This is a genomic window from Capnocytophaga sp. oral taxon 338 str. F0234, assembly GCF_000192225.1.
GTDB lineage: Bacteria > Bacteroidota > Bacteroidia > Flavobacteriales > Flavobacteriaceae > Capnocytophaga.
In genome coordinates this window covers 700,702-712,912 of the sequence record NZ_GL872413.1, presented here as the reverse complement: position 1 = coordinate 712,912, position 12,211 = coordinate 700,702, and the positions used below count along the sequence as shown (strand labels likewise).

Annotated in this window: 9 protein-coding genes; 1 reads left to right on the top strand and 8 read right to left on the bottom strand. The window is 36.2% G+C overall.

Going from position 1 to position 12,211, the window contains the following annotated elements; translation table 11 throughout:
* Nucleotides 1-66: 66 nt before the first annotated feature.
* The 8 genes from HMPREF9071_RS03330 to HMPREF9071_RS03295 all read right to left on the bottom strand — a co-directional run bounded on the left by HMPREF9071_RS03330 (nt 67) and on the right by HMPREF9071_RS03295 (nt 11,008).
* Complete coding sequence (locus tag HMPREF9071_RS03330) at nt 67-600, bottom strand: OmpH family outer membrane protein (protein ID WP_009745155.1); 534 nt, start codon at nt 598-600, stop codon at nt 67-69.
* 16 nt (nt 601-616) lie between these two features.
* Nucleotides 617-1,405 carry an OmpH family outer membrane protein gene (locus tag HMPREF9071_RS03325; protein WP_009745154.1) on the bottom strand — a complete coding sequence of 263 codons (789 nt, stop codon included), beginning with the start codon at nt 1,403-1,405 and terminating at the stop codon, nt 617-619.
* Nucleotides 1,406-1,532: 127 nt separating this feature from the next.
* On the bottom strand, nt 1,533-2,216 hold the full coding sequence (locus HMPREF9071_RS03320) for a M15 family metallopeptidase (protein ID WP_009745153.1): 684 nt from the start codon (nt 2,214-2,216) through the stop codon (nt 1,533-1,535).
* 9 nt (nt 2,217-2,225) lie between these two features.
* On the bottom strand, nt 2,226-3,479 hold the full coding sequence (locus HMPREF9071_RS03315) for an ABC transporter permease (RefSeq protein WP_009745152.1): 1,254 nt from the start codon (nt 3,477-3,479) through the stop codon (nt 2,226-2,228).
* Between the two features lie 31 nt (nt 3,480-3,510).
* A complete protein-coding gene (locus HMPREF9071_RS03310; RefSeq protein ID WP_040357977.1) occupies nt 3,511-4,695 on the bottom strand; it encodes a hypothetical protein in 1,185 nt (394 codons plus the stop codon).
* Between the two features lies 1 nt (nt 4,696).
* On the bottom strand, nt 4,697-5,773 hold the full coding sequence (locus HMPREF9071_RS03305; protein ID WP_040358238.1) for an AI-2E family transporter: 1,077 nt from the start codon (nt 5,771-5,773) through the stop codon (nt 4,697-4,699).
* Nucleotides 5,774-5,786: 13 nt separating this feature from the next.
* Nucleotides 5,787-6,632, bottom strand: a complete 846-nt coding sequence (gene prmC, locus HMPREF9071_RS03300; protein ID WP_009745149.1) for a peptide chain release factor N(5)-glutamine methyltransferase — start codon at nt 6,630-6,632, stop codon at nt 5,787-5,789.
* Complete coding sequence (locus tag HMPREF9071_RS03295) at nt 6,629-11,008, bottom strand: translocation/assembly module TamB domain-containing protein (protein ID WP_009745148.1); 4,380 nt, start codon at nt 11,006-11,008, stop codon at nt 6,629-6,631. Before HMPREF9071_RS03295 ends, prmC begins: the two co-directional genes overlap by 4 nt.
* Nucleotides 11,009-11,182: 174 nt before the next feature.
* Here HMPREF9071_RS03295 and tsaD point away from each other — a divergent pair, with 174 nt between their 5' ends.
* A complete protein-coding gene (gene tsaD, locus HMPREF9071_RS03290; protein WP_009745147.1) occupies nt 11,183-12,205 on the top strand; it encodes a tRNA (adenosine(37)-N6)-threonylcarbamoyltransferase complex transferase subunit TsaD in 1,023 nt (340 codons plus the stop codon).
* The last annotated feature ends 6 nt before the right edge of the window (nt 12,206-12,211 follow it).

Below are 12,211 nucleotides of genomic sequence, written 5' to 3'. Positions count from 1 at the left end.
AAACTGTAAGCACTTTTTAATGGTAATAGGTTAATGCTTATCGTAAGCGTTAATCATTGAATCATATTAAAATCCTAATTCTTTTTTCACATCATTGAACAGGTCTTTACCTTCAGCTACAATCACTCCTGCTCCTGTAGCGGAGTCCAATACATACTGATAACCCTGTGCCTTAGCTACCTTCTGTACAGCCTTTTTAGCTTTTTCCATAATAGGTTCTATTAAGGTTTGGCTCTTCTTTTGGTATTCTTCAGCAGCGGTTTGTTGTGCTTGACGGATATTATTTTGCATAGTCTCCAAGGCTCTTTGTTCCTTTTCAAGTTCTGCTTGTTTTTCTTTAAGTTGAGCTTCAGTAAGAGCATTTACCTTACGTTGGAATTCTTCTACTTTCTTTTGATATTCTTTTACAGAAGCTTGGATATCATTGGTATAGGATTGTTCCAATTTTTGTAACTGCGCTTGAGCAGCCTTCATTTCAGGCATTTCTTTAAGGAGCTTTTGAGAATCAATATGAGCTATTTTGACTTGTGCCATAGCGATAGTTGTTCCTCCAAGGATAAATGCAGCTGTAATTACCCAATTTCTAATTTTTTTTATCATTTTTCTATGTGTTAAATTATTTATTATTATTTGTTTGTTGCTTTTGTTGTTGTGCTTTTTCTGCTTTTTTCTTTTCTATTGCTTGAGCACGTTCTTGTTCTCTTTTTTGTTTTTCTTCTAATTGTTTTTGCTTGATACGTTCTCTTTCTTTCTGTCGCTTATCAAGGCTTTCTTTATATTTTTTCTCACGTTCTTCTACTTTACGCTGTCTTTCATCTTTGTACTCAAAGTTAAGGTTTTCCTTAAGCAAAGTACTTATTTCTTTATTCCTGTCCTCTGCATTATCTTTTCTCTTGAGCAATCGCAGAACTATCTTGGTAATATCATTTTTCTCATCTGCATAGATAGAGGCTGCATCGTCTGAGGTAAAAATATAATCATATTTTCTTGTTTTTCCTATCTGTTGTGCTATATTGAACACTTGGTCTTGGATAGGCTGGATGAGCTTCCAACGTTGTGTGATATAATCCCCTGTTTCGGCTCCAAATCGTTTTTGCTTATAATCATCCAAGTTCTGTTGTAATACTTGAATTTCTTCCTCTCTATCTTTGACCATCTCAGAGGTAAGGAGGGGCTTTTCAGCTTCAAGCTTTTCCTCACGGCTTTTTATATCGGCTTGCTTCTGTTCAATATCTTTCTCCCACTGAGCCACCTTTTGGCTAAGTTGTTCACTGGCTACCTTATATTCGTCCATGTTATTAAGGATATAATTCATATCCACATAAGCTATCCGTGTTGCTTTCTGTGCAAACAGTGGAAAGCTTAAGCACAACAAAAATAATGAAAAAGAAAATCTTTTTTTCATGGCACTTTAAAGACTATAAAATATCGTGCCAAAATTAAGCATTTTTTTTTGAATAACTCTGTTTTAAGAATTATTTATGCTTACTATAATGTTTTTTTAAAATCTTTATTAGCTTCTCACTCTTCTCTCAAGGACATTCCCAAGAGATATCTTCTACAGGAGAGGTCATTTCAGGACGGTATTCATAATGCCACCATTCTGAGAAAATAGACTTAAAATTGTACTTATTCATTACCTCCTTAAGTAGTTTACGATTCTCTAAGACCTCCTTAGGCAACTTAGTATAGCTATGGTGTGCTTTTTCTCCAAAGAAGTCAAAAGGTGTCCCCATATTGAGTTCTTTTCCTGTTTTAAGTTCTACTAAAGTAATATCCACAGCAGCTCCCCGATTATGCTTAGAGCCCTTAGCTGGATTGGCCACATAATGGGTGCCTGGTAGGATTTTCCACATCTTCTTTTGGATAGAAAGAGGGCGATAACAATCAAATATCTTAATTGCATACCCTCTTCTTATGAAATCCTTCTGTGCCTCCAATAGTGCTTTAGCAGTAGCTTTCCTAAGATAACATTTAGGGCAATCATACACCTTTTGTTTGAGAAAATTGTCAGTGGTGGCATACTTCATATCCAATACAAAATCCGAAGAAAGCTGTTCTATATTCACAAACTTGGTATGAATATCCTTAACAGATTTCACTCTTGGAAGGCTATCCTTAGGAAAAGTATGAGCTCCTATATGGATATTCCCCATCATAAGAAAGGTTATAAGGATACACACTCCCCTACTATACATCAGATAATTAATATTCATAAAAATAGTTTAATTAGGCATCCTTAGCCATCTGAGAAGTTCTTTGTAAGAAGGTTTCTTTCCATAGGAAAGGATTCCTATGCGATAGATTCTGGCTGCCACCCATAGGGCAAGGAAGAAGAAACCGTATAATAGTACTAAGGAAAGTATAATCTCTCCCCATGATACCCCGAAGGGGATACGCATGAGCATTACCACTGAAGAGGTCAGTGGTATATGAGAGAATATGACAGAAACGCTTCCATGAGGGTCTTCTATTACTGTAAAGAAGCCAATATAAATGGCTAATATCAAAGGGAAAAGTACCGGAAGAAGGAATTGTTGTGTATCTGTTTCACTATCCACAGCAGCTCCTATAGTAGCATAAAAGGAACTGTATATCAAATACCCTCCAATAAAGTATAAGAAGAAACAAATAGATAGTTTTACCAAAGGCAAAAGGCTTAGTTCCTTGAGTAAATCTGCTATTATATGAGGATTGGAAGTAGCCCCAGCAGTTCCTTGTAGAGAGGGTAATAGTGACAAAAGCAATATTCCCAAGAGGAGCCAGATAAGAAATTGAGTAATCCCCACCAAAGAGGTCCCTATTATCTTTCCTAAGAGCAAGGTATGGGGTCTTACAGAAGAGACTATCACTTCAACAATGCGATTTACCTTTTCCTCTATGACACTGCGCATAATCATATTTCCATAAACAATGATAAACATCATTAGCAAATAACCCGCTGTTCCTCCAAAAATAAGCCGAAGCCAACTTGCCATCTGAGAACTCCTATCTCCCGAATAATTTAGTAAAGTAATGGAAACATTCTCTTTAGCATTGGCTATCTGTGAAGGATTGATATTCTCCTGCTGTAGATTATGAAGGAAAAGACCTTGCTCTATAATTTGTTGTAATTTTTCTATAAAGGAAGGGCTTGGAGACTCTTCACTGAAGAACTGAAAATGGTTTGCTCTCTTATCTATATACAGGAATCCATATACTTGTTTCTCTTCGGATACTTTTTTGAGCTGTTCCAAACGACCCTCGGTAGTGTAAGTATAAGTGATTCCCTTCTCTTGAGCAAAAACTTGCTCAAAGTAACCACTCTCATCCAAAATATCAACATGATGTTGGGTTGCATTGTTCAACTGAGTAAGGTAAGCAATTAATAAGGACAAAGCAATCACTGCTAATGGACTTAAGAGTGTCATCAGTAAGAAAGATTTATTGCGTACCTTAGTGAGGTATTCACGGAAAATAATAAGGCGTAACTGTTTCATAACTTGTGCAAAGTTACAATTTTATCGGCAATTATCCAAAGGGTTTTTCACAAATAATAACTATTCTTTCCGCTTCTGAGGTTGTGGTGAAGAACAGATAAAGATTTCCACCTTCCTTGATATGGAATTGCTTACGAATCTGCTCAACAGAGAGAGGAAAGTTTCGTATAGTAATATTTGCCTGAGAGATTGCACTTTGCCTTACCATTGTTTTGGAAAAAGGTATTTTCTCTTTTATCCTAAAAATACGTCCTTGAAAATCAAGCAGATAATTTTCTCCTATAAGTAAATGAGAATCAGGCGCTACCTTCATAAGCCCATACTCTTGAGCAAGTAAATCAGTAGCTCCTCCCTTGAGAATAGAAGCATTGGGCTCATACAAATATTTTCCTTCTGTCCCATAAAATCCCACCACTGCTTTTTGTTTTTGTGACAGATAAAAAGAGAATATATCTGAACGATAAGCACACATATTAACCATTCTAACAAGTGTATTGGTTCTTTCCTTCTTTAATAAGAACAAAAGTTCTTTAACCTCATTTTCTACAGCTACGATGTGTACTTGAGCGGTTTGTGGAAGTTGAATAAGTGCCTGAGTGATATCCAGCATAGGAGAGGTTTTTATCAAGAGGGTATCGGTATATTGCCAAAGAAAATCCAAAGTATCAGGGACATTGGGTAAACAATCCTCTAAGAGGAAAATTCGCCTCTTCTGGTTATCTCGCCTTGAAGGATCTAAATAAATCACATCAAAGAAAAATCCCTTATCATAAAGATACTTATATGAGTCCTCACTTACACAGTGAATCTTGGCTTGTAATAGCTTGAAATTATGCTGCACAATTTCAGAGAGTTCCTTCTGAAGTTCGCAATGCGTAACACTTTTGCATCGCTGAGAGAAGAAATAATCATCCACCCCGAAGCCTCCTGTGGCATCAAGCAAATTTCCACTAACCAAAGAGGCTTTATAACAAGCTGTAGCTTCAGAAGAGGCTTGCTCCAAGGATAGCTTAGCCGGATAATAAATCCCCTCTGTAGCATACCAGAGAGGAAGTTTCGTTCTACTTCTTGCTTTTCCCTCAATCTGGGTGGCTAATTCTGCAGAGGTAATCCCCTCAAAAGGAGATTTTTTCAGAATGAGATTTGGAATATTAACTTTCAGATTCCTCTGTATAAAAGCCTGTACATCGGAATATAATATTCTGTAGTTCAGCATTTTATATTTTAGAAGTAAGCATTTGAACAAATTTATTATTAGGAAAAACTGCCTTAAGAATGACCTTGAGTACAGTATAAGCAGGAATTGCCACAACCATCCCTACAATCCCGAAAAGAGTTCCACTAATTAAGGTAATCAAAAATATCTCCAAAGGATTGGATTTTACTGAATTAGAAAAAATGATTGGCTGACTGAACACATTATCAATTAGTTGAGTAATAAGAAATCCTATAAGCACATAGATAGTTTTAGGGAGTATTACGCTTTGTACATCCGCATCCATAAAATTAGAAATAGTAAGTACAGAGATTACCACAGCCCCTATGATAGGTCCCAGATAGGGAATTAGGTTCAGCAGTGCACACAAGAAAGCTATAATCACAGCATCCCCTACCCCAAAGATAAGCAGCACAATGGTTAAAAGTACAAAGATAACGGTTAGTTGCAAAAATAATCCTACAAAATAACGAGAAAGTAAGTTCTTAATCTCCTCCAGTGTTTTCTTAATCTTAGGCAATCGCTTAGGATCTGCCAAACTTAAAAAGGAGTTACTAATAGCCGTTCCATCCTTCATAAAGAAAAAAGCAATGAAGAAGACCGAAAAGAGTCCCATGCCTAAGTTACTGATAATCTCAATAAAACCATTAACCACTGAGGAGACATCCTGCATATTAAGCAATTCGGGGATATTCGTTATATTGGATTCCAATTTCGTAAATCCTAAAGAAAGAAGAATATTATCCAAAAAGAGAAGAATATTATCATTCAACGCCTGGAAATCAATAGAAGCCAAATTCTTCCCTTGCGTAATTAACATAGGAATAAATAAACTCATAAGTCCTATAAAAAAACACATAATAAGCCCTATAGAGGTAATGGTTGCCCAAGTGTTCTTAAACTTTAATTTTTTCTTTAGGAATTGTATTATGGGACGTCCTATTAAGGCAAGCACAGAAGCCAATATAACATAGATAATTACATTCTGTAGCTTGTAAATTCCCAAGCATAGGAGGAATACTCCTACAATCATTCCTACGGCTTTAAGGATTCCCTGAGCAATTATATTTGCATTCATATTTTTCATATTTTCATTCAATAGTTGCTAAAATCATTCTATCATGATTTGATAAATCTTTTTGTAATACTACTTTTCTAAATCCTTTCCTATTAAGCATTTGTATCATTTCTTTTGCTAAGTATTGATTCATTTCAAAAAATAACTTTCCTTGCTTGGACAAATGTTGATGGGCTAATTCTGCTATCTTTTCATAGAAAAGCAAAGGATTATCATCAGGGACAAATAGTGCCAGATGAGGTTCATGTTCCAAAACATTAAGCGCTATTTCTCTTTTTTCTGAATTCCTTACATAAGGAGGATTGGAAACAATAATATCAAAAATCCGTCCTAAGTGTGTTACCTTTAGAATATCTTCCTGTAAGAAGTGAACAGAAACCTTATTCTCTTTAGCATTCCTTTGAGCTACTTCAAGAGCTTTTTCACTTATGTCCAAAGCAAAAACTGTAGCCTCAGGCAAGTATTTTTTTAGGGCAATTGCTATAACTCCACTACCGGTGCCTATATCAAGAATTTGTAAGGGGGTATTCTTAGGGGTTTCCCGCAATATCCATTCCACTAATTCCTCAGTTTCTTGTCTGGGAATCAACACATTATCATTAACAAAGAAAGACATTCCATAGAAGTAAGTTCTATGAAAAATATACTGTATAGGGACATTTTTCTTAAGCTCACTCAGTACTTTTGCTACCTTATTTATCTGTTCTATGGAGAGTTCTCTTTCTCTATAGAGAAAATAATCTGCTTTATTGATTGCCAAACACTCTTCAATAGTAATGAAAAATAGACTATTTCTCTCTGTTACATCATACTGGATAAGTTCCTGAAGGAATTGATTTTTAAGTGTTGTGAGTATCATTGCTTATTCTTTGCCTTACTTCCAAAGATTCCCTGTATCAGTTGCTTAAAGGTTTCAAAATCCACCTTATAAGTAAGTCCTACCCCTTGAGAGTAATCTATTTTATCAATAAGGTATTGTTGTAATTCATTCTCACGGTTGAATATCTTAGCACTAAGCCTACCGTCCTTAGTTAGAAGGAATTGGACTTCAAAATCTCCTGCTACAGCCGTTTGAGTAACTCCTCCTATAGGAATTCCTAACTTTCCATTAAAGAATATCCGATCCGTCACTTGAGTAGAGACGGTAATTCCTAATCGGTCAGAGCTATTGTAAGTTCTTTCAGGGGTTACCGTACCACTCTCATAGCTTACCCCTAAGTTAAGCTTATCATCATCACTCGATAGCAATTGATTAAAAATACCTGCTGCAGTCTCCAGCATATTGTAAGATAACAGTTTTTCCCCTGCAGTAGCATCACTCATAAAGTTCCCTTGTGCCAAGAGAGAGAAAGCTTGTAGCTGTTTCTTATCAGAATCCTCCAGGCGATAATTCAGTTCAGAGACCAGGCTCGGACTACTATCAGGGAAAGTAATATCAAAAACCGTTTGAGGGTGTGACAAATCTCCTTGTAAGTTTATCACCACTTGAGTTTGTATCTTCCTATTGTATTGATTGGAATCCAAGAGAACAGAGGGATTTACATAAAGAGTATAGGCAGCTTTTAGGTTTTGTAAGGTTGCCCCCATGGGGTCTCCATTCCATGAGATAGAACCATTAGGGAGTACCTTAAATTTCTTATCAATCAAGCCTTCATACTTAAAGTTATACTCTCCTGTAGTTGTGATAAAGTCCCCCCACATATTGAACTTACCATTGGTATTTATTTCTAAAAGAACTGTTCCCGCACCACGCCCTATAAGGCTTGAATTATTCTTTGGGTCTACGATGATTTCAATTTCTGCTGAAGGAAGAACATCCAAATCAAAATTCATTTCAAGCCCTTGATAGGTTTTTGAAAGGGTTTGTTGGTTATTCGCTTTTTCCTTAGAGGTAAATGTAATAAAAGAATCATCTCCGACCGTTTGAGTATCACTTAAAGGAATTTTAAATTTAGTTCCCTCTCCTGTTACTGCCTTCACCCCTATGGTAAGGTCATTAACATTTCCTGTTATGCTTGCTTTACCAATGATAAACCCAGTTCCATAGAAGAGTTCATTATCCTTAGCCTGAGTATTGAGCACTAAGAAACGCTTATTCTTAGTATCAAAATGGAGGTCTAAGAACCAATCACTAAAGTTGCGATGATAAATCTTTCCAGTAAGGAGCGCTTGCGTTCTATATACCTTATCTGTAAGTATTATATCACTGAATATTAAATTATTATCTTGCAATAATATTTGAGCATTAGGAGAGAGGTCAAGATCAATATTCAGATAAGGGACACCCATTCCTGTATTATCAAGGGAAAGTGTTCCTTCCACTTTTGGCATGGAGACTTGTCCTGTTATCTGTGCCTTTCCTGAGATATTTCCCCTAAGATTAGAAAGAATATCTTTGGCAAGTGGAGCAAAAGGTTTTAAGTTCAGCTTATCAATTTGTGAAGTAAGATTAAGATACGTGCCTCCATTCTTTATAAAGATATCTCCCCAAGTATGAAATCCTTCTCCTAAGCCATTGACAAATTCTAAGTTGGTATTGAAGGACGACAAGTCCTCATTTCCCTCAATCATAGCTTGTAGGTCTCCTAAATCATACTTATTTAACATGAATCCCTTTATAATCAGGTCAGAGGTAGGATAATATTTATTCTTCTGCTGAATGAGTGACAGATGTCCGCTTAGGATACCATCTAAGTCCAATCCCTCCAGTTCAGGAGTTATCTTATTTATATCTACTTTGTCAAAAATCAGATGAAGATCCTTATAATCCTTCTTTACAATTCTCCCATTAAGGACAATGGATTCATCTTTATGATGCAAATTAAAATTCTGGATCTGAATGGAGTCCAATCTTCTATCCAAAATGAGTTTATTCTCCTTAGTATTATCCATAAGCCATTCATTTCCCTTGAAATAAATGGTGGACTGCTTAAGTCCTATAACGGATTCTCGTTTTTCATTAATGGTATGATAGAACTTAAGGGTATAATCATCCTGAGAGTTCTTCCCGCCCTTGAATTCTGTCTGAAAGAATAATGTATCCGTAGTAGAGGTATTGAGCATATTGAATTTCTCCAGCTTATAGTAAGGATTTCCAATACTAGATATCTGCAAGAGAGATCTATACAAGGGGTTTTTCTTATCATATTCAAAATTAATCCCCTTGAGAGAATAGTTAGATATATTGATATAAGGAGAACGAAAGTTTATCTTAAAATCATTATCATCCCCCACTAATTTACCGCGAATAAAAGTATTCGGTGCTAAAGAAAGTTCTGGGAGGAAGATTTCTATAATCTTATTATATATCTTAAAATCAAAGGTAAGATATTGTCCTTTCATTACCTTGAAAGGTTTATAATTATCAAAACCATAAGCCAATGTATTGATTAATATATGCCCTACTTGAGAGAACTTAAATTCTCCTTGTATTTTTCCTGAGATAATATCGGGTGATTCCAAAGTAATTGTGCGAAGGCTTGTAGTATCTTTCTGAATCTCAATGGAGAAATCAGCAAAATCATATATTTGTGAGTTTTTCTGATAGGAAGCATTCTTAAGGACTACCTTTCCAACCATGTTATCCAGCGTATTTCCTGTAATATCCAGATCTATATTTCCTTTTACCTTAGCAATAGAATCCTTCTTAATAAAGCCTAACGCCTTCAAGTCTGCATGTTTCATTTCTCCAGAGAGCACGTAATTCGCCTTTTCTGAGGAAGTAATATCAGCCATTCCCTTAAAGTCCATCTTAAGATTATCATCTCCTATGGAAGCTGTTGCTTTGATTCTTTTACGGAAATACTCTGCATCTAACTTTATATTTTTATAAAGATAGTTATCATAAAGCACTGAATGAACAGTAGCTTGAAGAGATAGTTTTTCCAAACTTTTAGCACTCAGTCCCTTACCTACAAATTGGATAGCTGCAGAGAGTTTTCCCATTTGAGAGATTTTTAGTAAGTTTCCTAATTGTAATTGGTATGTCTCCAGAGTTCCCTTATAATTAGTCCTTTGAGGGTGTGCTATATCAAAGAAAGAACCACTTATAATAAAATCCCCTTTTTGGGTAAATATATCGGCATCCACAAGGAGATCTTTGGTTGTATAGGTGAACTCAGCCTCTCCTTCAAAGAAACCGAAATCTCGTAGCTCCTCTGGAAGGTTCTTTCCTAAGAGGTTCGGCATAAGTCCTACTAAGTCCGAATATACGGAAGCAAAATGAGGAAAATCTCCCCAGAACACAAAATCTTTCTCCTTATTGAAGGCATTCTTTATAAGGATATTCTCTCCCTCAATAGCCGTATTTTCATGATACAAATGTACATTCTTTACTGACAAATTATTAAGCGACCCACTAAGCTCTCCTTCTACCTCAAGTGTCCGCTCCATGGCGAATCCATCATAAAAACCATTGATGTCATTCGTACTGATATAAGAAGTTCTCATAGAGGCTTGTATACCTACCTTATCAAGGAAGTTAGAGAAACTACCTTGATTTGCTATAAAACTAATATCGGCATCTACCTGAGAGAAAGGCGTTTTAAGAAGCAGTTTATCTAAAGAAATAAGTGAATCCGAATACTGGAAAGAGGTTGAGAGGTCATCCACCTTCAGGTGGTTATCAAAGAGAAATGTTCCGTTCTTAAGTTGTAGCTTTATATCGGAATCCAAAATATCAAAGTCATGGATCGTTGCCGTCAGTCCATCTATCTCGGTGAGTACAGCATTAGTATTCTCAGTATTGTAATCACTTACCCGAAAACGCCCATTCTTAATTTTTATTGTATTGGCTCTCATGATGAAAGGTTCCTTACTTGGTGGAGTATCACTATCAAAACGAGAAACAAATATATCTAAATTAGAAAGAGTATCCCCTTTATAGGTTTTCATATCAAGGAAAAGCCTATCGGTTTCAAGAGTGGAAAAATACAAGTTTCCCTTCATCAGTTGCCTTAGGTTCAGTATGGGAGTACGAATCTCCTGTGCAGAGATAAGTGTATCTTTTTGATAGTCACGGATAAGTACTTGCTCAAGATTCACCATTCCCGTAAGGCTTACTGAGAGTTTTTCTATATGTATATCCACATTATAGTCCGCATTGATGCGATTCATAACCACCGATGCCAACTTTGTCTGTACGGAGGGGATCATCAGTAGTAAGAATACAAAAATCAGAATATAACAGATAATTTTTACGATATTTTTAAATATACGAAAAATTTTTTGAGTCACCTTCGTTTTGTCTATTTTTTTAGTACTTTTGCCTTGCTTTTACCAAGACAATTTTTGGGGCAAAAGTACAATAAATTTCTCTTCTCTCACTGAATAACCTCAAGAATTTTATCTAAAGAGAAGAATTTATCTTTTATTTGCGAAAAAAGCACTATTTTTCTTAATTTTAATAAAATGACATCTAAAAAACCCTATATATTAGCCATAGAATCCTCCTGTGATGATACCTCTGCTGCTGTACTTTGTGGAGAAAAAGTCCTTTCCAATATAATTGCCAGTCAGAAGATTCATCAGGAATATGGGGGAGTGGTGCCAGAGCTTGCCTCCCGTGCTCATCAACAGAATATTATCCCTGTAGTACATCAAGCTTTAGCACGAGCCCATGTAGCTAAAGAACAACTTTCAGCCATTGGCTTTACACGAGGTCCTGGTCTGCAAGGCTCTCTCCTTGTGGGAGTTTCCTTTGCTAAATCCTTAGCTCTTTCCTTAGACATCCCCTTGGTAGAGGTCAATCATCTGCAAGGACATATTCTATCTCATTTTATTGATAAAGAAGGAAATAAGAAACCTTCTTTTCCTTTCCTTGCCATGACCATCAGCGGAGGACATACCCAGATACTCAAAGTTAACGACTATTTTTCCATGGAGATTCTCGGAGAAACTCAAGATGATGCCACAGGAGAAGCTTTTGATAAAACTGCCAAGATATTGGGACTTCCCTATCCTGGGGGTCCCTTGATAGATAAATATGCCAAAGAAGGAAATCCTCATGCTTTTTCCTTCCCTTTTCCTAAGGTAGAAGGACTAAATTTTAGTTTTTCAGGACTGAAAACCTCCGTCCTATATTTTATACAGAAAAATGTAAAGGAAAATCCTAATTTTATTCAAGAGAATCTTTCTGATATCTGTGCTTCTGTACAATATACAATAATTGAAATTCTTATGCGCAAGCTCAAGAAGGCTGTTTCCCAGACAGGGATTCAGCAGATAGCTATAGGAGGAGGTGTTTCTGCTAATTCTGCCCTGAGAGCTACCCTACAGCACTATGCAAAGAAAGACCTTTGGGAAGTATTCATCCCTGAATTCCAATACTGTACCGATAATGCTGCCATGATAGGCATTGCTGCTTATTATAAATATTTGCGAAAGGACTTTGCTGATATGCATGTTACAGCACAAGCTAGATACAACTTTTAAGGTAAC